Consider the following 21,918-nt stretch of genomic DNA (forward strand, 5'->3'; position numbering starts at 1 on the left):
GGGCAGAGCGGTCATGTCCGCATGTGGACAGGAAGACGGCTGCTCGCACGGTACGAATCGGCCCAGACGGGGATCACCCGGCACTGTCCGGTGCCAGGGACACCGACGCCCGCAGCAGGGACCACTCACCCAGCCGCGGCCACTCGTCCACGGCGCTCCACCAGGCCACACGCGCCGCCGACTCGGCGAGCTCGGGTGCCGCCGACCTGAGGTAGACGCCGATGACCGGGCCGGGTCCGTCCGCCGGGTGCACGGCGACGTGCAGGATCTCCGGGGCTCGCGCGGCGGCCCCCGTGACGAGTGCCGCCACGTCCATGGGCAGCGCCGTACCGGCCGGATGGGGTGCCAGGTACACGTGAACCAGGTACAAAATTTACCTACCGTAAGAAAGTGGACATTCTCGGCGAGCTCGCCCCGACGTTCCTTGTCGCAAGGACCCCTGGCGCGGTGGAGCCGCACGTAATCCCCATCACTGCTCGGACCTGGGCCTTCATGTAATCTCCGGGGTTACCTATCGGTTTGCATTCAGGGAATCGGACATCCAGGGGGGAGTCCCATTGCTTTCTGGACTGGGCATCGATTCGGTCGCGGAGGTCGTGTACCGGACCATGCTGTCCCGCCCGGAGGGAGGCGTCGCCGATTGGGCGGACTCCCTCGGTCTGCCGGCCGGCGCGGTGCGTGATGCGCTCGACCGGTTGAGCCGGCTCGCGCTCGTCCGACGCTCGACAGAGGACCACACCCAGGTACGTCCGGTAAACCCCCTCCTCGGCCTGGAAGCCCTGCTTGCCCAACAGCAGGCCGATTTGGCCGCGCATCAGCAGCGCGTCGAGGCGAGCCGCGCGGTGGTCGCGGAGACGATGGCCCAGTTCGCCCATCAGTACGCTCCGGGAGCCGGGGCGGGATTCCACTACGTGGCGGGCGTCGACGCCATCAGGGAACAGATAGAGATTCTCACCACGCAAGTACAGGAAGAATTCCTGACGTTCGCCCCCGGGGGGCCGCAGACGCCGGAGAACATGGTCGCGTCACGGCCTCTCAACCTGCGGTTGCTCGAACAGGGAATCCGCATGCGCACCGTCTATCTCGACAGCATCCGGCGCGATGCGCCCACCGTTGCCCATGCCGAATGGCTGGTCGCCCACGGGGGCATGATCCGTACCGCTCCCTCCCTGCCCAACCGTCTCATTCTCGTCGACCAGCGCATCGCCCTCATCGCGACGGACAGCCAGAACACCGGAGCAGGCGCGGTGATGGTGGAGAACGCGGGCACGATCACGCTGATATCCGCACTCTTCGAGTCCGTATGGCAGTCGGCACAGCCCCTGGGCGTGAGCCCGGAGCGGGCTCCGGAGGATTTGACCTCGCACCAGGCCGAAGTACTCCGCCTAATGGCGCGCGGGCTCACCGACGACGCGATCGCCCACCAGCTCGGGGTCTCGGCCCGGACCGTGCGCAGGACCGTGTCGGGCCTGCTCACCCAGCTGGAGGCCCGCAGCCGCTTCCAGGCGGGCGTCGAGGCCGTACGCCGTGGCCACTTGGACAGCACCGCCGAATGACGTGCCCGCCCGGCCGGTTCAACTGCCCACGACGTGCGGTTGAACGGGGCGGCGGACCGCCGCGGGTGAGCCTGGCCGGCTTCACCACAGCCGCGGCGGATCGTGCTTGAGTCGCGCTTGAGCCCGTCCGGAATTCGGCGTGCCAGAGTCGGATCATGGTTCAAAGACATGCCGACAAGGCGCTGGTCGAGCGAATCAGGCAGCTCCGCAACGGCCTGGCGGGGACCCCGCTGATTCCTCTCGAAGATGACGAACTGAATATTGTTGCCAAGCTGGAATTCTGTAATCCGACCGGCAGCACCAAGGATCGTTCGGCACTTTGGATCCTGGAGCAGGCGATCGTCCGTGGAGAGATCCTCCACGGCACCACTGTCGTGGAATCCTCGTCCGGAAACTTCGCCCTGGCGCTGGCCTTCTACTGCCGCCTGCTGGGCATTCCGTTCGTCCCGGTCATCGACCCCAACTGCAACGCGGGCACGGAAGAGCACCTGCGCACCCTGTGCAGGCGTGTGGAGCGAGTGGCCGGCCGGGACGCCACGGGCGGTTACCTGAAGACCCGTCTGTCCCGGGTCCAGGAGCTGCTGACCGAGCTTCCCCATGCGTACTGGCCCAACCAGTACGCGAACCCGGACGCGCTCGAAGCGCACTACCGCTTCACCGCCGGAGAGCTGGTCAAGGACGCCGGCGTGATCGACTACCTGTTCGTCGGTGTGGGCACCGGTGGGACCATCGCGGGCGTCTCCCGCAGGGTCAAGGAAGAGTTCCCGCAGTGTGTCGTGGTGGCCGTGGACACCGAGGGATCGGTGATCTTCGGCGGACCGCCCAGGAAGCGCAGGATCCCCGGCATCGGGTCCAGCATCGTGCCGCCGCTGTGTGAGCAGGCGCTGATCGACGACGTAGAGATCGTCTCCGAGGTCCGGGCCGCCGAGAGCTGCCACGAGCTGCTCGCCCGGTACGGGCTGTTCGCCGGCGGATCGACGGGCAGCATCTACGCCGCGATCCGGAGCTACTTCGCACGGAACCGGCCCATCGGGCGCCGCCCCACCGTGGCCTTCCTCGCCGCGGACCGCGGGCACGCCTACCTCAAGACCGTTTACGACCACGACTGGCTCCAGCGACTGCGCGCGGAGGATGCACTGCACTCCGCCCTCGCACAGGACCGGCCGCGCACCGAAGGAGAACAGCTCACATGCACGCCATGACCCCGCCGACCATGACGGTGATCGACGCGGCCTCCGTCGCCGCGGAGGTCGAGGGCAGCCGCCCGGAGATCCTGGAAGTGGTCCGCGCCGCCTATCTGACGCACGACGCCGGCCAGAGCTCCAACCCGCACAGCTCGTTCCTCCGGTTCCCGCACCAGAGCCGCTCACGCGTCATCTCCCTGCCGGCCTACCTCGGTGGCGAGTTCGACGTCGCGGGCAACAAGTGGATCGCCAGCTTCCCCGACAACACCCGGCACGGGGTTCCCCGCGCCTCGGCCACGCTGATCCTCAACGACTGCACCAACGGGTTCCCGTTCGCCTGCATGGAGTCCTCGATCATCTCCGCCACCCGGACCGCGGCCTCCGCGGTACTCGGCGCCGAGGCACTGCTCGGTGAACGGCGGGCCCGCCGGGTCGGCGTCGTCGGCACCGGCCTGATCGCCCAGCACGTGTGGAAGTTCCTGCGGGACCTGGACTGGGAGATCGGCGCCTTCCGGCTCTTCGACCTCGACCGGGACGCCGCCGACCGCTACGGCCGGATCCTGAAGGCGGACTCCACGGCCGAGGTGGAGATCGCCGAGCGCGTCGAGGACGCGTTCACCGACTGCGATCTGGTCGTGCTCACCACCGTCGCGGGCGAGCCGCACCTGCACGATCCGCAGCTCGTGGCGCACGGGCCGGTGGTGCTCCACCTCTCGCTGCGCGACCTCGCCCCCGACGTGGTCCTCGCCGCGCAGAACTTCACCGACGACGTGGACCACGCCGTGCGCGAGCGCACCTCGCTGCATCTGACCGAGCAGCTGACCGGCAACCGCGACTTCATCGACGGAACCATCGGCGATCTGCTGGGCGGGCGAGCCGCCAGGGAGCCCGGACGCCCCGCGGTCTTCGCCCCGTTCGGCCTCGGCGTACTGGACCTCGCCGTCGGCAAGTGGGTGCACGACCGGGTCGTCGCAGCCGGCAAGGGCTACCGCGCGGCCGGCTTCTTCGACGGTGTGGAGGCCTGATCATGAGCAGCCGGGAAGAGCGCTACGTGAGCGTCGTCAACCACGAGGAGCAGTACTCGATCTGGTTCGCCGATCGCGACCTGCCCGCCGGCTGGACGGCGGTGGGCACCGAGGGCACCAAGCAGGAGTGCCTCGCCCACATCGAAGACGTGTGGACCGACCTGACGCCGCGCTCCGTGCGCGTCGCGTCGTCCGCGCCCGAGGCACAGGTCCCGGCGCGATGAGCACCGACACCGTCACCGCGCCGCTGTGGCTGCGCGGCCTGGGCAGCCGGGAGGGGACGGCGAACCGCCGCCTGTTCGTGTTCCCGCATGCCGGCGCCGGCGCCTCCTCGTACCGGCTGACCGGGCACTTCCCGGACAGCGTCGAGGTCTGCTCCGTGCAGCTGCCCGGCCGGGAGAACCGGTTCGCCGAACCGTGCCTGCTCTCCGTGGACGCCGTGGTGGACGAGCTGGCACCGCTCATCGCGGAGCGCTCGGAGCTGCCCTTCGCCTTCTTCGGACACAGCATGGGCGCGCAGCTCGCCTTCGCGGTGGCCCACCGGCTGCGGGAGACGGGGGCGCGGCTGCCCGCCCGGCTGTTCCTTTCCGCGATGCGCGCGCCCCAGGTGCCGGACCGGGACCAGGTGCACGCCCTGCCGGACGCCGACCTGCTCGAACGGCTCGGGCGTGCGGAACTGGCCGGCCTCGATCCCGAGCTGCAGGAGCTGCTGCTCCCCATGATGCGCGCGGACCTGACCGTGAGCGAGACGTACGAGCCGTCGTACGAGGTGCCGCTGCCCTGCCCGTTCACCGTGCTCGGCGGCTCCGAGGACGAGACCGTCCGTGCCGCGGAGCTGGCCGCCTGGCGCGATCACACCACGGGCGCATTCGACCTGCGGATGTTCCCGGGCGATCACCTCTACGTGCGCGGCACGGAGGGGCGGCTGGCGGAGTCGATCGCGCACACCGCCCCCGCCTGGAGTTGACAGACGTCCCCCTCTGGGGTTGAGAAAGGATCAGTTCAATGGCGCCGACCACCTTGGTCGCACTGTGGGAGCAGCGGGTCGCGACGGCCCCTGACTCGGTTGCCGTCATCGCGGGTTCGGACCGCGCCACCTATGCCGAAGTCGACCGGCGTGCCGCCGTGCTCGCCGCCGAGCTGCACGCACGGGGCATCGGTCCGGAGTCGCTGGTCGGCGTGTGCCTGGGCCGGTCCGTCGACATGGTGGTGGCGCTGCTCGGCATCCTGAAGTCGGGCGCCGCGTACCTGCCGCTGGACCCCGGCTACCCAGCCGACCGGCTGCGGTACATGCGGGCGGACTCCGGCGCGGCCCTCGTGCTGTGCGACGCCCTCCATCACGCGCAGGCACGCTCGGCGGTGGAGGACGCCGCCGGGGCGGTGGAACTCCTGCTGGTCGAGGACGTCACGGCGGCGGGCCGCGCGCATGCCCCTGCGGCCCCCCGCGATGCGCTGCGGCCGCACCACCTGGCGTACGCCATCTACACCTCCGGATCCACCGGGCTGCCGAAGGGCGTGGGCATCGCCCACGCGGCGATCAGTTCCTTCCTGACCAGCGTGGCCGAGCGTCCCGGACTTGCCGCCGGGGACCGCGTCCTCGCGCTGACTCCGCTCTCGTTCGACATCTCGACGCTCGAACTGTTCCTGCCCCTGACGCTCGGCGCGACCGTGGTCATGGCACCGCAGGCCGCCAACACCGACCCGGAGCTCCTGGCCGCCACCATCGAGGACGCCGGGGTGACGGTCGTCCAGGCGACGCCGACCACGTGGCGCATGCTCGTGGCGTCCGGCTGGACGGGTGGCCGGGGGCGCGTACTGCTCTCGGGCGGCGAGGCGCTGGACCCGCAGCTCGCCGCGGACCTGCTCGCCACCGGCGGCACGGTGTGGAACCTGTACGGCCCGACCGAGGCGACGGTCTGGGCCACCGCGGCCCGCATCGACGCGGCGGACCGCCGGGTGACGGTCGGCATGCCGCTGTCCAACACCCGGGTCCATGTGGTCGACGAGCAGGGTGCGCAGGTCGCGCAGGGCGTCACCGGCGAGCTGTGGATCGGGGGTGAGGGAGTGGCCCGCGGCTACCTGAACCGTCCGGCGCTGACCGCGGAACGCTTCGTCCCGGACCCGTTCGGTGGCGACGGGGAGCGCCTGTACCGCACCGGTGACCTCGCCCGGTGGACCGCCGAGGGCGACCTGGAGGTGCTCGGCAGGAACGATCACCAGGTCAAGGTGCGCGGCCATCGCATCGAGATCGGCGAGATCGAGGCGGCCGTACGCAGCCATCCGCTCGTCGCGGACGCCGTGGTCACGGTCGACCACGAGGCCGCGGGCGGCGCCCAGCTGGTGGCGTACGCGATCGGTGCGGGGACCGCGCCGGACGACCTGCCGGCCCTGATCCGCGATCACCTCGCCCGGAGCCTCCCGGCCTACATGGTGCCGCAGGGGTACGCCGTGCTGGAGGCCCTGCCCCGGACCCCCGCGGGCAAGGCCGACCGCAACGCCCTCGCCGGTGTCGGATACGACCGGGTCCGCTCGGCCGGACCCGCGGCCGGGGACGGCCCCCTGCGACCGGAGACCGCTGCCATCTGCCAGGTGTGGGGCGAGGTGCTCGGGTTCACCGATGTCTCCCCCCACGACGACTTCTTCAGCCTGGGCGGGCAGTCCCTCACCGCCGTCCGCGCGGTCGCCCGACTGCGCGAGGTGCTCGCCGTACCGGTCGACACCCGGACGGTGTTCGCCCACCCGACGCCGGCCGGGCTCGCCGCGGCCCTCGCCACGCTGCCCGCGGTGCACGAGGAGCCGATCCGCCCGGCCACCCGGGCCGGACTCTCCTTCGGCCAGGAACGGATCTGGATCTTCGAGCAGCTCAACAGCGGGATCCCCGCCTACCACCTGCCGCTCGTCCTGGCCTTCCCGGACGGACGCGCCGCCGTGCCGGCCCTCCAGGAGGCCCTGTCGTCCGTCGTCCGCCGGCACGAGGTGCTGCGCACCACGCTGCGGGAGGTGGACGGCCTGGCCGAGCCGCAGGTGCAGCCCGCCGCACCCGTGCACATCACCCGCATCGAGACCTCCGAGGAGGCGCTGGACGGGCTGCTCACCGAGCGGATCCGCATCCCCTTCGCCCTGGGCGAGGCACCGCTGCTCCGCGCGGACCTGCTGCACACCCCGCAGCGCGACCTCCTGCTGCTCACCCTCCACCACATCGCCTCCGACGGCACCTCGCTCGACCTGGTCGTGCGGGAACTGGGCACGCACTACGCGGACCTGCGCGCCGGACGGCAGCCCGCCGAGCCGGACCCGCCCGTGCAGTACGCCGACTTCGCCCAGTGGCAGCGCGAGCGGCTGGACGACGAGGAGCTGGAGCGGCTGCTCGGCTACTGGCGCGAGCAGCTGGCCGGTGTCCCCGCCCTGGAACTGCCGACCGACCGGCCGCGCCCGGCGATCGCCGGGCACCACGGACGGCGCGAGCTGTTCCGCGTCCCCGCCCACCTGGCCGACCGGGTGCGCGCACTGTGCAAGGCCGAAGGCATCACGCTGTTCATGGGGCTGCTCGCACCGCTCCAGGTGCTGCTCGGCCGGTACGCCGATGTGACGGACGTGGCCGTCGGCACGCTGATCGGCGGCCGTCAGCGGGTGGAGACCGCGGACGCCGTCGGCTACTTCGTGAACACGGCGGTGCTGCGCACGGACCTCTCGGGCGACCCGTCCTGGCGCGAACTGCTCGGCCGGGTCCGCGAGGTCGCGAAGGAGGCGTACGCACACCAGGAGCTGCCGTTCGAGAAGCTGGTCGAGCGGCTCTGCCCGCAGCGCGACCTCAGCCGCAACCCGCTCTTCCAGGTGCTGTTCGCGCTGGACGAGGAGGCCCCCGCCGGCGTCCTCACCGAGGTGTTCGACCGCAAGGAACTCGAAGGACGGCTCGGTTCGGCGAGGTTCGACCTGGCCTTCGACGTCACCGACCACGCCGCGCAGGGCGGCGACCTCTCGGTGTCGATCGAGTACGCCACCGCCCTGTTCGACCACGCGTTCGTCCAGCGGCTGGGCGCCCACTTCGTACGGGTCCTGGAGCAGATGGTGGGCGACAGCGCGGCCCGGCTGTCCCGGCTGGAGATCCTGGACCCGCGGGAGCTGCGCAGCCTCTCCCGCGGGGAGCTCGCCGTGCCGCTGCCCGAACCGAGCACCCTCGTACGGATGTGGGACGCCCAGGTGCGCGCGACCCCGGACGGGGTGTGTCTCGTGGGCGACGGCGAGTCCCTCACCTTCACCGAGGTGGACCGCCGGGCCGCCGCGCTGGCGCGGGTCCTGCGGGCCAGGGGCGTGGGACCGGAGCGTCTGGTGGGTGTCTGCCTGGAACGCTCGGTGGAGATGGTGGTCGCTCTGCTCGCCGTGCTGAAGGCCGGCGGTGCCTACGTCCCGCTCGACCCCGGCTATCCGGCCGACCGGATCCAGCACCTGCTGGACGACTCGGGCGTACGCCTGGTGATCGCGGACCCCGGGCACGGCTCGGCGGCCCTGCTGCCCGGCTCGGTGACGCTCGTCCCGGTCACGGAGGGGGCGGATCTGCCGGCGGAGCACGGCGTTCTCGACGGGCCGCAGGCCGAGCCGCAGCACCTCGCGTACGTGATCTACACGTCCGGCTCGACGGGCAAGCCGAAGGGTGTCGCGATCACCCACGCCAACATCACCGCCTTCCTCGAATGGAATCAGCGGGTGTGCCGTCTCACCGGGCAGGACCGCGCGCTGCTGAACCACTCGGTGGCCTTCGACAACTCGGTGTGGGAGATCTTCCAGTGCCTGGTGTCCGGCGCGCAGCTGCACCTCGCGAGCTCCACGGCGGCCTATGACCCGCAGGCCTTCCTGCGGGAGCTGTCCGAGCGCGGGATCACCACCCTCAACGCGACCCCTTCGCAGATGAGGATCCTGCTGGAGGCGGCCGACGACGTCGCCGAGGGGCTCGCGTCCGTGCGGTTGCTCTTCACCGGTGCGGAGGCCGTGCCGCACGACGTCGCGCGCCGCATCCTGGCCGTGACCGCGGAGGGCTGTGAGGTCTTCAACGAGTACGGACCCACCGAGGCGACCGTCACGTCCGCGTACTGCCCCATCACCGAGGACCTGGTCGACCGGCACGCGCACCGCCCGAGCGTCCCGTTCGGCCGGGCCACCGACAACGCGCGCCTGTACGTGCTGGATCCGCAGCTGCGGCCGGTGGTGCCGGGATGCCGGGGACAGCTGTTCGTCGGCGGGATCGCCGTGGGCCGCGGCTACCTGGGGCAGCCCGCCAGGACGGCACAGGCCTACCTGCCCGACCCGTTCGCGGAGGAGACGGGCGCCCGGATGTACGCCACGGGAGACGTGGTGCAGCTCCTGCCCGACGGGAACCTGGTCTTCCTGGGCCGCAACGACCACCAGGTCAAGGTGCGCGGGTTCCGCATCGAGCTCGGCGAGATCGAGTCCGTGCTGCGTACGCATCCGGCGGTCGCCGACTGCGCGGTGGCCGTACGCCGTACGACGACGGGGGTCGAGCAGTTGGCGGCCTATGTCATCCCCGAGGACCCCGCGCAGGCGGACCCCGCGCAGGCGGGCCCCGCACCCGTGCAGGCGGACCTGCGGGCACACCTGGCGGAACAGCTGCCGTCCTACATGGTTCCGCAGAGCTACACGGCCATCGGTGCGATCCCGCTCACCCCGAACGGCAAGGTCGACCGGGCCGCCTTGCCGGCGCCGCAGCCGATGGCCGCCGAGCCGGTGACCGCCGAGGACCTCACCAAGGAGCAACTGCTCGTGGCCGAGGTGTGGCAGGAGACCCTCGGGATCGAGGCCTCCCTCGGTGCGGACGCCGACTTCTTCGAGGTCGGCGGCAACTCGCTGGCCGTCACCAGGGTCGCGGCGCGGCTGGGCGAACGGCTCGGCCGCCGGGTCTCGCCGGTCCTGGTCTTCCGGCACCCGACCGTGGCGGAACTCGCCGAGGCCCTGGAGGAGGCGGCGTGAGCGACAACGGCACATCGCACGACCGACACCGCAGCAGCTTGACCGACCGCCCGGTCGCAAGCAGAGAGGCAAGCGTGAACAACACCGGCAAGAGCGTCGTCGTGCTAGTCGACGCGTACCCCTCCAGCTTCGCGCTGGCCAAGGCGTTCATGGACGAGGGCTGCGACGTGGTACGCGTGCAGTCCACCGTGGACGTACCGAAGTGCTACCAGGGCGATTTCGACACCTCGGCCTTCAGCGCCGACATCATCCACCGGGGTGTGGTGGCCGATACCGCCGCGGCGGTCGCCGAGCACCGGCCCGTGGCCGTCATAGCCGCCGGCGAGTACGGCGTCGAGCTGGCCGACGAACTCAGCGAGGAGCTCGGCCTGCCCACCAACGGGCGCCGGCTCTCGCCCGCCCGGCGGGACAAGTTCGTCATGATCGAGACGATCAGGGCGGCGGGGCTGCGCGCGGCGCGGCAGCTGCTCGTCGAGGACGAGCGGTCCTTGACGGACTGGCACCGCGAGGTCGGCGGCCGGGTCGTGGTGAAGCCCCTGCGCAGCGCCGCCAACGACGGCGTGGCCGTCTGCGACACCCCCGAGGAGTCGGCGGCCGCACTGCGCGGCATCCTGGGCCGCACGACGGTCTTCTCGGAGACCAACACGGCGGCCGTGGTCCAGGAGTACCTGGTCGGCGGCGAGTACGTCGTGGACACGGTGAGCCGGGACGGCCGGCACCGGGTCACGGACGTCTGGAAGTACAGCAAGATGTCCGTCCCCGGCGTACGGGACCGGATCACCGGCGGACACCTCGTCCCCGGGGACTCCCCGGTCCGCCAGGCCCTCGTCGACTACGCGTCCGACGTGCTGGACGCACTCGGGATCCTGCACGGTCCGGCGCATCTGGAGATCATCGTGACCGACGACGGGCCGTGCCTCGTCGAGGTGGGGGCACGCATGGCGGGCGCGAACACCCCCTACTACGCCGAGCTGGGCGCCGGGGAATCGCAGATCGGCTGGACGGTGGAGGCCTATCTGCGCCCCGACCGCTTCCTCGCCGAGTACCGGCGCCCGTACCGGTTCGAGCAGCACGTGTCCGTGTCCTGGCCGACCGCGCCGCAGGAGGGCAGGCTCGTCCGCTATCCCCTGCTCGACGTCGTCAAGGGCATGGAGAGCTTCAACAACGTGGAGACGTTCATCCGGCCGGGCGAGGTCATCGTGCGCACCGTCGACGACTCCACCAAGACCATCGCCGTCGGTTTCGCGCACTCCTCGGCGGAAGTCGTCGAACGCGACTTCCACGCGCTCTGCTACCTGGACGGGCCGGGCTTCTACGACGTGGAGCAGACCGCGTGACGCAGGTCCGACCGATCGACAGCCGTACACGACAGAGGCGTGCATGAACAGCAACGTATTGACGGAAATACCCGGGTTCCCGCCCTTCGATCCCACACATCCGGTGGAGAACGCGGTCATCACGCGCCTGGCCGGCAACTGGCACCGCCGCGCGACGGTCAAGCGCAAGGAACCCGAACTGGAGGACCTGTTCGAGGTCGACCGGCCCGACTACCCGGAACACCTGGTCCCGTTCGTCGGCCACCCGGTGTGGGAGGCGCTGGACCCCGAGGTCCGCAGCCGGATCCTGAGCTGGGCCTGGCTGGGCTACAACAAGCACACGGTCCTGGCGGAACAGCGCGTGGTCAACCCGGCCTTCGCCTACGTCATCGAGGGAGAGTTCCCCTCGCTCGGGGGGCCCGCGCTCGAAACCTCGCTCGCCCAGGCCATGGTGGACGAGCAGTACCACACGCTGATGCACCTCAACGCGAGCACGATCACCCGGCAGAAGCGGAAGATCACCGTCCCTGACACGGTGCTCCCGGCCCCGCACCTGGTCCAGCGGCTCGCGGAGCTGCGGGACGGCTGCGGCGAGTCCTGGGAGAAGAAGCTCACCACGCTCGCGTTCGCGACGGTGTCGGAGACCTCGATCAGTGCGTACCTGCACCTGCTGTCGAACGACCCGGACATCCAGGTCATCAACTCGACGACGGTACAGCTGCACAACCGCGACGAGATCTGCCACGCGTCCATCACCGGAGAACTCGCGAAGACCGTCTACGACTTCCTCTCCAAGGACCGGCAGAGGTTCTTCGTCGACACCCTGATCACGGGCCTTGAGGCGTTCGTCGCCAACGACTACGGGACCTGGCACCGGATTCTCACGATGCACGGGGTGCCCCGCGTCGACGAGATGATCGCCGAGGTCCGGCACGACGCGCAGCGCAAGAACCTCGTGCGCGACTTCAGCGGCCTGCGCTCGCTCCTTTCCGATATGGACCTGCTCGGTGACGTCGACTGGGACTGGGAGGACGGGAATCAGGCCGGGAACTAGGCCGCTGCATCCCGTTCACTGTCGACGCGAGAGGCGTATTCGTGTTTTCCACTTATCGGCGGCTGTTTTCCGAACCAGGAATCCGGCCCCTCATGGTCATCGGCCTGCTGGCGAAAATGCCGGGCCTCGGTATCTCCTCGGTCCTCATCCTGCACGTGGTGGGGAACATGGACCTCGGATTCGGCGCGGGCAGCCTGGTGGCCGCGTCCTGGACGGCCGGCGGCGGCCTCGGCGCCCCGCTGCAGGGCCGTGGTCTCGACCGCTACGGACTGCGCAGGGTCTTCGGCCTTCTCGTGCTCGCCCAGGCCCTGTTCTGGGGCACGGCGCACTTCCTGCCGTACCCGGCCCTGCTCGCCGCGGCGTTCCTCGGAGGCCTGACCACCCTTCCGGCCTTCACGGTGATCCGGCTCGCCCTGGCCAACATGGTCACCGAGGAGAACCGTCACACCGCCTACGCGGTCGAGGCCATCACCACCGACATCGCCTACATGGCAGGCCCGTCGATGGGCATCCTGCTCGCCTCGATGGCCTCGCCCACGGTGGCGTTCACCGTGATGGGCGCGATGCTCCTGGTGGTCGGGGCGGGCTATCTGCTGCTCGACCCGCCGCTGGGGCAGTCCCGCCCGGCCGAGGGACCGAGGCCCGGACTGCGCGGCTGGCTCACCGGGCGCATGGTGTGCGCACTCAGCATCACCGTCGCCACCTCGGTCGCCGTGATCGGATTCGAGGTCGCGGCCATCGGCACCCTCCAGCGGTCCGACCAGCTCGCGTGGAGCTGGCTGCTGCTGGTGCTCGCGGGCATCGCCTCCGTGCTGGGCGGCTTCCTCTACGGAGCCATGCGCACACCGCCGTCCGTGTTCGTGGTGGGCGCGGGGCTCGGCCTGCTGTGCATGCCGATCGGACTCGCGACCGAGTGGTACTGGCTGTGCCTGATCGCCATTCCCGCCAACCTGCTGGTGGCCCCCGCGCTGTCGGCGAGTGCCAGTGCCGTCAGCCGGCTCGCGCCGGACGACAGCAAGGGCGTGGCCATGGGGTCCTACGCCAGCGCGCTCCTGGTCGGCAACGTGATCGGGTCGCCGCTGGCCGGCACGGCCCTGGAGCTCGGCGGCCCCGGCGTCTCCTTCGCCGTCTTCGGCGCGGTCGCCGCGGCGATCGCGGGCCTGGCCTACCTCTGTGACCTGCGCTTGCGGAGCAAGCAGAACGATCTGTCCGCCGGACTGGCCGGACAGCTGGAGACCTCGGGAGCCCCGCAGTGAAGATCGCGATCGTCGACGGCTACTCGACCGGCAGCCTGCTGGTGAAGAAGCTGATCGAACGGGGCGTGGAGTGCCTCCACGTCCGGAGCCAGGAAGTGCCGCCCGCCCGCCTGCTCCCCTCGTTCGTGCCGGAGTACTACGCGGCCGATCTCGGCCACTTCCCCGACCTGGCCGATGCCGTGCGCGCGCTGAAGGAGACAGGGGTCGACCGTGTGGTCGCGGGGACCGAGTGCGGGGTGGTGCTCGCCGACACGCTGTCCCACGAGCTCGGCCTGCCCGGCAACGCGTTCGACGGGGTCGAGGCCAGGCGCGACAAGTACGCGATGGCCGGCCGCCTCGCGGACGCGGGTCTCGCCGCACCGGTGGGGTTCAGCACCACCGACCCGGACGCGGCCGTGGAATGGTTCCACGAGGCGGGCACCACCGTCGTGGTCAAGCCCGCCGCCAGTGCCGGCACGGACAACGTGCACATCTGCTCCACCGCGGACGAGGTGCGCTCGGCGTGCTCGGCCGTCATGCGCAGCAACGACTACTTCGGCAACCCCAACCCGTCCGCGGTGGTGCAGAAGTTCCTCGTCGGTACCGAGTACATCGTCAACACGGTGGCCGTGGACGGCGTGCAGAAGGTCTCCGACGTCTGGCTCTCGATGAAGACCGACGGCCCCGCGGGTGCGCCTCTGTACGACTACCAGCAGCCCCTGCCGATGACCGCCCCGCACGTCGGGGAGCTGGTCGACTACGCGGTGTCCGCCGTCACCGCGCTCGGGATCACGAACGGCGCCGCGCACAGCGAGGTGATGCTGACGGCGGACGGCCCGGTGCTCATCGAGACCGGGGCGCGGCTCATGGGCGCCATGCTGCCCGACGTGATCGAACGGCACTCGGGCACCTCCCACGTCGACCTCCTCGCCGTGGCCCTCACGGACCCGCAGGCCTTCCACGCCTTCCAGGACCAGGCGGTGCGCTGGAACGGCTACGTCCGCAACATCTGGCTGATCAACCGGGGTGCCGGCACCTCGGCGGCCTGGCACGACCGCTTCCGCGCACTGCCCACCTTCGACCGGCTGGTCACGGGCGTCCGAGAGGGCACCCCGATGCGGGCGACCGTGGACATGGCGACCTCCCCCGGTTTCGTCTCCCTCACGGCAGGTACGGAGGCCGAGCTCGACCGGGACCAGGCGGTGATCCGGTCCATGGAATCCGCCGGAATGTATGCCGGGGGTCCGATTTCCCCGTGAAGAGCGGAAGACCGCCGTTACTCCCGATGCCGTCCGAGCCCGCCCGCCCGGACGGCATCTCCATGTCACCCGCGCCCGTCGATACCCGCACTACACAACGACTCGATTCGCACTTGAGTACCCGCTCCTAACGTCTTCCCGGTGAAGTTTTTTTCGATCCGGATCCGATTGATGGCCGCCGTCGCCAACTCCGTTCGAAGATTGGATGTGTTCTCGGGTGCTCATCAGCCGAAATGAAAGCGACCGCTCATGGCGAGAGGTACGGGCTGCCTGCGCGAGTGTCGTACAAGAGCTGCGGGCCCGTGGAGTCGATGATTCCCACCGGGTTCTGCTCTCGTCCGCCAATTCCGCGGCCTCGGTCCTGGCCACGTTCGCGCTGATGGAGATCGGCGTCTCCGTCGGACTGGTGGACCGCGGGGTGACCCCGAACCAGTTCGCACGCCTGGTGGCCGAGGCCGACGCGGACTTCTTCGTGTCCGACCACGAGGAGCCGGCGGCCGCCTTCGAGAAGCTCGACGCCCGGTGGGTGCCCCTGCAGGCACTCGCCACGGCGGCGGAGCACAGTGAGGGCGAGCCGGCCGAGCTCTCCTTCGAGCGGTGGGCGCAGCGCTCCGACGCCCTGATCGTCTGGACGTCGGGGAGCCTGGGCCGGCCCAAGGGAATTGTGCGTTCCGGCAGCTCCGTCCTGGCCAACGTGTCGCGCACACAGGACCGCATGCAGTACACCGAGGCCGACGTGCTGCTGCCCCTGCTGCCCTTCACGCACCAGTACGGTCTCTCGATCCTGCTCCTGTGGTGGCAGGCGAAGGCCAGCCTCGTCCTGCTCCCGAGCCGGCGCACGGACCTGGCCCTCGACGCCATCGTCGACCTGGGCGTCACCGTCGTGGACTCCGTCCCCGCCGTGTACGAGGGCGTCCTGCGCCTGCTCGGCCGCGGTCACACCAGCACCACGCTGCTGGAGTCGGTGCGCATGTGGTGCGTCGGCGGCGAGCCGATGCAGGACGATCTGCTGCGCCGCTTCACGGAGCAGCTGGGCAAGCCGCTGCTCGACGGCTACGGCAGTTCCGAGGCGGGCAACATCGCACTGGCCGCGCCCGGGAACCCGGTCCGCTGCGGCCGTCCCCTCCCCGGCATCACCGTGACCGTCGTCGACGACGAGGACCGCCCGCTGCCGGCCGGAGAGGTCGGCGAGGTGATCGTCCACTCCCCGGACCTGATGGTGGGAATGCTGGAGCCGGGCGGCCGGGTCCGGGAGACCCAGCGCACCGTTCACCGCACGCAGGACCTCGGATTCCTCGACGAGGACGGCAATCTGCGCGTGCTCGGCCGCAAGGCCGCGGTGCACCGCTTCGGCAACACGCTCTACCCCGACGCCATCACCGCCAAGGCCAGCGAGTGCGGCCGGCCCGTTCGCGTCGTTCCCGTGGAGAACGGCCGCTACGGTACGGACCTCGTCTTCGTGGTCGCCGACCCCGAAGAACGGCCCGCCGCCCACTGGCGCCGGGTGTTCGCAGACCTGGTGGCCGAGTTCGAGCAGCCGAACAAGGTGCTCGTCGTACCGGAGTTCCCGGAGCACACCAACGGCAAGGCGAACCTCACCGCGCTGGGCTACATGGCGCAGGCAGCCCTGCGCAACCGCGAGCAGAAGGCCGAAGCCGACCGGAGCGCCCCGAAGCCGACCGGTCCCGCCATTCCCTTCGGAGACCGGATCACGGTCCTGCAGGACGTGGCCCGGCTGCTCAGCGAGCGCCGGACCGAGATCCTCGGCATCCTCACCGAGGTCTGCAACCACCGCACGGCCACGGACGAGATAGACGCCTCCATCGAGGCGCTCGAAGGCGCGGTCGCGGAGGTCGCGCGCTACGGCCCGCAGGCGAGCCGGCTGACCAGCGTGCTGATGCCGTCGAACATCCCGCTGTACGGCTACATCCTCTATGTCGTCATCCCCAGCCTGTACAGCGAGAAGATCGTCTTCCGCCCGTCCCGGATGATCGACCACCAGACCCGCGCCCTGCACAAGCTGATCGCTACCGTCCACGACCTGCCGCTCGTGCTCGACGACAGCGGCCAGCGCGAGTTCATGGACAACGTCGGCAAGAAGTCCGACGTCCTGGTGTTCACCGGCTCGTACGAGAACGCCGAGACGATCCGCGAGCAGCTGCCGCAGGAGACGGTGTTCTGCTTCTTCGGCCAGGGCATCAACCCGTACATCGTGGGCGCCGACGCGCACCTGAACCGGGCGGTCGACGGCCTGATCAAGGTCCGCATGCTCAACTCCGGTCAGGACTGCTTCGGCCCGGACGTCGTCTTCGTCCACACCTCGGTGAGCGCCCAGTTCTGCAACCTGCTGACGCGGCGGGTCGAGGCACTGCGCCACGGTGCGCCCAGCGACGCCACGGCCGACTACAGCGCGCTCTTCTACGACGAGGCGTTCGAGTCGACGCTGGACTATCTGCGCAGCAAGCGCGAGTTCGTCGCCGCCGGCGGCCGCATCGACTTCGTGGACCGCCACGTCCGGCCCACGGTCCTGATCCACCCGACGGACACCCAGTTCCTGCCCCCCGAGATGTTCGCCCCCGTCTTCAACGTGGTGCCCTACTCCTCGCAGGAGTGGCTGAACGAGCTGCTGCGCCACCCCTACTACGCCGAACGCGCCATGGCGGCCTCGGTGTTCGGATCGCTGCCGGACACCGTGGAGGTCCTCCGGGAGCGCCACATGGTGAGCGTCGGCGAGACCTTGATCGAAATCGAGAACGGCAACAAGCCCTTCGGCGGCCGGGGCATCCGTGCCAACTACGTCTCCGTCGGACGCAAGCGGCACACGGAGCCGCTGCTGCTGTCGAAGGTCGTCGCCTCCTACCTCCCGGGAAAGTCATGAGCAACGAATCGAACACGTCCGCGGCCGCCGCATGGACCACCGCCGCCGCGGTCCTCTCCGCCTCGGGCATCCGCACGGTCTTCGGGCTCCCCGGCGATGACATGTACGCACTGGAGGCGACCCACGGGGCCGGGATCCGTTTCATCCTGTGCCGCGACCAGCGCAACGCGGTGTTCATGGCCACCGGGTGGGCGATCCAGTCGGGCGAGGTCGGCGTCGCCGTCGTCGGCAAGGGGCCCGCGGTGACCAACACCGTCACCGGGCTCCTCGAAGCGGCCGCCTCCGCGGCCCCCGTACTGCTGCTCAGCGGCGGCACCGGGGCACAGCACCGCGGCAGCGGGGCGTTCCAGGAACTCGACCAGCTCGCCGTCGTCGCCCCCCTGGTCAAGTACGCGGCCCGCGTCGACCACCCCGACCGGCTGGTGCCGACCCTCCGGCGCGCCCTCCTGATCGCCCGGCACGAGCGGGGCCCCGTGTACGTGGAGCTGCCGGAGAACCTGCTGGCGGAGGCCACGGCCCTCACCGCGGCGTCCCTGGCATCGCCGGACACGGCCGAGACTCCGTACGAGATCGTCACGCCGGCCGACTCCGCGGCGCTGCGGGCCCTGCGCGCGGCCCGCCGTCCGGTCCTCCTCGTCGGCGGTGGCACCCGGCACGAGAACCAGGGTCGCGAGCTGGAGCGCCTGGCCGAGCGACTCGGTGCGCCGGTGTTCAGCACGGCGTCCGGCCGAGGTGCCGTGGACGAGGCGTCGCCGATGTTCTGCGGTCTCGCCGGCCTCTACACGCCCGAGCAGGCGGCCCTGCTGTGGCAGCAGACCGACTGCGTGGTGGCCCTGGGCACCCGGCTGGAGGAGACGGCCACCTTCCAGTGGCCCTCCACCATCGGGAACGAGGTGCCCGTCATCCAGGTCAACGTGGTGGCGGCGGACTTCGCGACCACCTTCCAGGGACCCAAGGTGCTGGCTCCCGCCGGGGCCACCGTCCGTTCCTGGCTGGCGCACCTGCCCGCGCACGACGCGGACAGCGAGTGGACCACGTCCGTGCGCGCCGTGCACACCGCGCTGCACGCCGCGCACCGTGAGCTCCTCGCGGACCTGGCGGCCTCCTCGGAGCTCCACATCGCCGAGGTCCTGGGGGCCCTGGACGCGGAGCTGCCCGCCGACCGGATCCTGGTCCAGGAGAACGGTCTGCAGGACATGTGGTCGTACAAGTTCCCGCTGTACGCCTGTGCGTCGGGGGCCGGATCCGTCGTCCCGTCCGAGCAGACGAGCCTGGGCTTCGGCGCAGCCGCCGCGCTCGGCGTCAAACTCGCCGCGCCCGAGCGGCCGGTGGTGGCATTCGTCGGTGACGGCGCGTTCGCCATGGCCGGAGTCGATCTGCCCACCGCGGTGAAGTACAGCGGCGGCCTGCTCTACGTGGTGCTGCGCAACGGCGGCTACGGGTGGCTGCAGGTCCAGCTCGACCAGCGGGAGAACCCTGTGGGGGACCACGCGTTCGTCGACCCCGAAGCCGTGCGGGCCCAGGCGCCGCAGCTCCCGGGGCTGCACCAGGTGACCGTGCGGGACAAGGAGTCCCTCGCCGCGGATGTGGCACGGGCCTGGGAGAAGTGCGCCGCCGGTGAAGTGGTCGTGCTCAACGTGCCGGTGCGCCTGACCGACGCGATGTTCGGCGCCGACGTGGCCGGCGGCGACTTCCCCCAGATCGGGGCGGCGGGCGATGAGTGAGACGCAGGGCATGACACCGACCCGCACCGGGTCGTCCCGCAGGGTCGTGGTCACCGGCTGGGGGGCCGTCACCCCCCTCGGCCTGTCCGTCGACGAGACCTGGTCCGCGCTGACGGCCGGGAAGAGCGGCATCGCTCCGCTGACCGGCGTCGACACCACCGGCCTCGCCACCGACTTCGGCGGGGAGGTCAAGGACTTCGACGCCTCCCGCCACCTCGACACCCGCCGGGTGAGGCGCACCGACCCGTACGCGCAGTACGCCTTCGCGGCCGCATCCGAGGCGATGCGGCAGGCCGGTCTCGTCCTGGACGAGACCACGGGGCAGCGGACCGGCGTGCTGATCGGCAGCGGCTACGGGCCGGTGACCTCCACCGCCAGGCACTTCAGGGCACTGGAGGAGCACGGCCCCCGCAAGGTCAGCCCCTTCGCCCAGATCACCGGCGCCATGGACAGCGCGGCCTGCGAGATCAGCTTCGAGTACGGGGCGACGGGGCCGACCAGGGCCCTGAGCACGGCCTGCGCCTCCGGCGCCGACGCGATCGGCGAGGCGGTCGGCTGGATCCGGCACGGCACCGTGGACGTCGCCGTCGCGGGCGGCGCCGAGCACATCCTCACCCGGCTCGACCTGGCCACCAGCGGCAACGCCCAGGCACTGTCCACGCGCACCGGCGAACCGGCCGGGGCCTCCCGCCCGTTCGACCAGGACCGCGACGGCTTCGTCATGAGCGCGGGCGCCGGCGTGCTGGTCCTGGAAGCCGAGGAGCACGCCCTGGCCCGCGGTGCGACCATCCTGGCCGAGGTGGCCGGATACGCCTCGACCTCGGACGCGCACCACTGGACCGCGCCCCACCCCGAAGGGCGCGGCGCCCGGACCGCGATGACCCAGGCGCTCGCCGACGCCGGGCTGCGGCCGGCCGACGTGGACTACATCAACGCGCACGGCACCTCCACCCAGGCCAACGACCGGACCGAGGTGGAGGCGATCCGGTCGGTCTTCGGCAGCCACGCGGAGCGCATACCGATCAGTTCGACGAAGTCGATGACCGGACACATGATCGGTGCCGCGGGCGCCGTCGAGGCCATCGTCGCGGGTCTGACGATCCTGCACTCCGTGGTCCCGCCGACGATCAACTGCCACCGCCCGATCGACGAGGACCTGGACTTCGTACCGCACGAGGCCCGGGAGCACCGGGTCGACGTGGCGATGAGCAATTCGTTCGGCTTCGGCGGTCACAACGCCGTCCTCGTCCTGCGCGCCTGGGAGGCTCCGCGTGAGCACTGACAGCACGGACAGCACGGACAGCACGGACGACGGCACCGCCGGAACGCTGCCCGCGTACGGCATGCCGGTACGGGGCCTGGCGAACGGCGAGAGCGACTCCGACGGCTACCTGCGCAGGAACCCGGCGGAGATGGCGTGGAACCTGTTCCGGGTCAGCGGCCCCCTCGACACGGCGCGCCTCGCCGCGGCCGTGGAGCAGGTCACCCTGGCCACGGACGTCCTGCACCTGCGCCTGCGCGCTACGGAGGACGGCCCGAAGCTGGAGCGGCAGCGGCCCGCCCCCCTGAAGCTGGAGACGGTCGAGCTCCCTGCCGTCGTCACCGACGGCCGGCTCGCCCCCGCGGCGGCCGCCTTCCTCACGCCGGTGTTCTTCGACAAGCCCGACCTGCGGCACGACCCCGTCGGCCGGATCTGTCTCCTGCGGGCGGCCGACGACGACACGCAGCAGCTGCTCGCGTTCTCCTTCGACCACTCCGTGATCGACGGCTGGGCGCTCGGGCTGCTGACCCGGGCCGTCGCCGGCGCCTACCGGTCGGGCGAGTACTCCGTGCGCGGCCGGGGCTTCGCCGCGTACCTGGGCGACCTGCCCGGCGAAGACGTACGCCGGCAGAGCCTCGCCCGGTGGACCGGCCTGCTCCAGCCGTACCCGCTGCCCGGTCCGGCCCTGCGGCTGCCCGGCGGTCGCGGAGCGCCCGGGCAGTTCCTGGGCGACGGGACCTTCGACGGGGCGCTGCCCGACCGGCTCGCCGCCGACCTGACCGGCGCGGCCCAGCGGACGGGCCTGAGCCGCGCCGAGGTGCTGTTCGCCGCGACCGCCCTCGCGGCGGGCCTGTGGGCGGACGGGGCGCAGGCCCTGCTGAGCCTGCGGCACGGCCATGCGAAGCCGGAGGACGTCCTGGTCATCGGCCCCCTCGTGGAGCCCTGCGTGCTGGTTCCGCCGCACCCCGAGCCCCGGACCGTGGGTGACTGGATCACCGCACACTGCCGTACCAACGAGGCCCTGCCGCCCACCTACGGACGGTCCATCAGGGAGGTGGCCCCGCTGGCGCCGCGCAACGTCGGAGTGAACGTCCTGCCGCCCGCCAGGCCGCTCGTCCTCGGACCCGTCACGAAGGCCACGACCGCGGCACGCGACTTCCTCGCTCCGCTGTGGGAGGGGGAGCGGCCCGTCGCCCCGTCCACCGCGGCGGTCTGGATCAACTACTACATGGACCGGCCGGGCACCATCGAGGCCACCATCACGTACGACACCCGCGTCCTGCCGGACCCTGATCCGCTGATCGGCGCCGTCATGGCCGTGGCCGCCGCCGCCGCACACGAGCCGGAACTCGCCGTGACCGAGCTGCGCAACCGCATCCGCTGAGCGCGGTGGGCCCCGGGCCCGCCCCCGGCACACGGAGCCCACGACACTCCGCACGGACAC

Annotated in this window: 15 protein-coding genes; 14 read left to right on the plus strand and 1 reads right to left on the minus strand. The window is 71.1% G+C overall.

The window, feature by feature from the left end; genetic code table 11:
- Window positions 1-73 precede the first annotated feature (73 nt).
- Entirely contained in the window at window positions 74-355 is a 282-nt protein-coding gene (locus tag ACFY0D_RS20995) for a hypothetical protein (protein WP_390799641.1), read from the minus strand.
- Window positions 356-557: 202 nt separating this feature from the next.
- Between ACFY0D_RS20995 and ACFY0D_RS21000 the strand changes: the two genes are divergently transcribed.
- The 14 genes from ACFY0D_RS21000 (at window position 558) to ACFY0D_RS21065 (ending at window position 21,858) form a co-directional block, all read left to right on the plus strand.
- Window positions 558-1,556, plus strand: a complete 999-nt coding sequence (locus tag ACFY0D_RS21000) for a LuxR C-terminal-related transcriptional regulator (protein WP_390799642.1) — start codon at window positions 558-560, stop codon at window positions 1,554-1,556.
- Between the two features lie 155 nt (window positions 1,557-1,711).
- Window positions 1,712-2,758, plus strand: coding sequence for a 2,3-diaminopropionate biosynthesis protein SbnA (sbnA, locus tag ACFY0D_RS21005; RefSeq protein ID WP_390799643.1), 1,047 nt, complete (start codon window positions 1,712-1,714; stop codon window positions 2,756-2,758).
- Complete coding sequence (gene sbnB / locus ACFY0D_RS21010) at window positions 2,746-3,765, plus strand: 2,3-diaminopropionate biosynthesis protein SbnB (protein ID WP_390799644.1); 1,020 nt, start codon at window positions 2,746-2,748, stop codon at window positions 3,763-3,765. The genes sbnA and sbnB overlap by 13 nt, the downstream gene beginning before the upstream one ends.
- A 2-nt stretch (window positions 3,766-3,767) precedes the next feature.
- Window positions 3,768-3,989 (plus strand): MbtH family protein, encoded by a 222-nt coding sequence (locus ACFY0D_RS21015; protein WP_390799645.1) that lies wholly within the window; start codon window positions 3,768-3,770, stop codon window positions 3,987-3,989.
- A complete protein-coding gene (locus ACFY0D_RS21020) occupies window positions 3,986-4,732 on the plus strand; it encodes a thioesterase II family protein (RefSeq protein ID WP_390799646.1) in 747 nt (248 codons plus the stop codon). Before ACFY0D_RS21015 ends, ACFY0D_RS21020 begins: the two co-directional genes overlap by 4 nt.
- A gap of 38 nt (window positions 4,733-4,770) precedes the next feature.
- Complete coding sequence (locus tag ACFY0D_RS21025; protein ID WP_390799647.1) at window positions 4,771-9,747, plus strand: amino acid adenylation domain-containing protein; 4,977 nt, start codon at window positions 4,771-4,773, stop codon at window positions 9,745-9,747.
- Between the two features lie 74 nt (window positions 9,748-9,821).
- The gene (locus ACFY0D_RS21030) at window positions 9,822-11,084 is read left to right on the plus strand and encodes an ATP-grasp domain-containing protein (protein WP_390799648.1); all 1,263 of its coding nucleotides are present in this window, start codon (window positions 9,822-9,824) and stop codon (window positions 11,082-11,084) included.
- A gap of 43 nt (window positions 11,085-11,127) precedes the next feature.
- Window positions 11,128-12,117: a diiron oxygenase gene (locus ACFY0D_RS21035; protein ID WP_390799649.1), complete on the plus strand. Its 990-nt coding sequence runs from the start codon at window positions 11,128-11,130 to the stop codon at window positions 12,115-12,117.
- A gap of 92 nt (window positions 12,118-12,209) precedes the next feature.
- Window positions 12,210-13,373: an MFS transporter gene (locus ACFY0D_RS21040; RefSeq protein WP_390799650.1), complete on the plus strand. Its 1,164-nt coding sequence runs from the start codon at window positions 12,210-12,212 to the stop codon at window positions 13,371-13,373.
- Window positions 13,370-14,611 (plus strand): ATP-grasp domain-containing protein, encoded by a 1,242-nt coding sequence (locus tag ACFY0D_RS21045; RefSeq protein WP_390799651.1) that lies wholly within the window; start codon window positions 13,370-13,372, stop codon window positions 14,609-14,611. The genes ACFY0D_RS21040 and ACFY0D_RS21045 overlap by 4 nt, the downstream gene beginning before the upstream one ends.
- A gap of 205 nt (window positions 14,612-14,816) precedes the next feature.
- The gene (locus tag ACFY0D_RS21050; RefSeq protein ID WP_390799652.1) at window positions 14,817-17,489 is read left to right on the plus strand and encodes an aldehyde dehydrogenase family protein; all 2,673 of its coding nucleotides are present in this window, start codon (window positions 14,817-14,819) and stop codon (window positions 17,487-17,489) included.
- Window positions 17,486-19,213 carry a thiamine pyrophosphate-binding protein gene (locus ACFY0D_RS21055; RefSeq protein WP_390799653.1) on the plus strand — a complete coding sequence of 576 codons (1,728 nt, stop codon included), beginning with the start codon at window positions 17,486-17,488 and terminating at the stop codon, window positions 19,211-19,213. Before ACFY0D_RS21050 ends, ACFY0D_RS21055 begins: the two co-directional genes overlap by 4 nt.
- Window positions 19,206-20,495: a beta-ketoacyl-ACP synthase II gene (fabF, locus tag ACFY0D_RS21060; RefSeq protein WP_390799654.1), complete on the plus strand. Its 1,290-nt coding sequence runs from the start codon at window positions 19,206-19,208 to the stop codon at window positions 20,493-20,495. The genes ACFY0D_RS21055 and fabF overlap by 8 nt, the downstream gene beginning before the upstream one ends.
- Window positions 20,485-21,858, plus strand: coding sequence for a condensation domain-containing protein (locus ACFY0D_RS21065; protein ID WP_390799655.1), 1,374 nt, complete (start codon window positions 20,485-20,487; stop codon window positions 21,856-21,858). Before fabF ends, ACFY0D_RS21065 begins: the two co-directional genes overlap by 11 nt.
- Window positions 21,859-21,918: the final 60 nt, after the last annotated feature.

It is taken from the genome of Streptomyces sp. NPDC001502, assembly GCF_042894785.1.
Lineage (GTDB): Bacteria > Actinomycetota > Actinomycetes > Streptomycetales > Streptomycetaceae > Streptomyces > Streptomyces kutzneri.

What these genes read in the sequence shown, in the direction of transcription:
- sbnA (WP_390799643.1), top strand. Translation starts at nt 1,712, where the DNA reads ATGGTTCAAAGACATGCCGACAAGGCGCTGGTCGAGCGAATCAGGCAG.
- sbnB (WP_390799644.1), top strand. Translation starts at nt 2,746, where the DNA reads ATGCACGCCATGACCCCGCCGACCATGACGGTGATCGACGCGGCCTCC.
- ACFY0D_RS21015 (WP_390799645.1), top strand. Translation starts at nt 3,768, where the DNA reads ATGAGCAGCCGGGAAGAGCGCTACGTGAGCGTCGTCAACCACGAGGAG.
- ACFY0D_RS21020 (WP_390799646.1), top strand. Translation starts at nt 3,986, where the DNA reads ATGAGCACCGACACCGTCACCGCGCCGCTGTGGCTGCGCGGCCTGGGC.
- ACFY0D_RS21025 (WP_390799647.1), top strand. Translation starts at nt 4,771, where the DNA reads ATGGCGCCGACCACCTTGGTCGCACTGTGGGAGCAGCGGGTCGCGACG.
- ACFY0D_RS21035 (WP_390799649.1), top strand. Translation starts at nt 11,128, where the DNA reads ATGAACAGCAACGTATTGACGGAAATACCCGGGTTCCCGCCCTTCGAT.
- ACFY0D_RS21040 (WP_390799650.1), top strand. Translation starts at nt 12,210, where the DNA reads ATGGTCATCGGCCTGCTGGCGAAAATGCCGGGCCTCGGTATCTCCTCG.
- ACFY0D_RS21050 (WP_390799652.1), top strand. Translation starts at nt 14,817, where the DNA reads ATGTGTTCTCGGGTGCTCATCAGCCGAAATGAAAGCGACCGCTCATGG.
- ACFY0D_RS21055 (WP_390799653.1), top strand. Translation starts at nt 17,486, where the DNA reads ATGAGCAACGAATCGAACACGTCCGCGGCCGCCGCATGGACCACCGCC.
- fabF (WP_390799654.1), top strand. Translation starts at nt 19,206, where the DNA reads ATGAGTGAGACGCAGGGCATGACACCGACCCGCACCGGGTCGTCCCGC.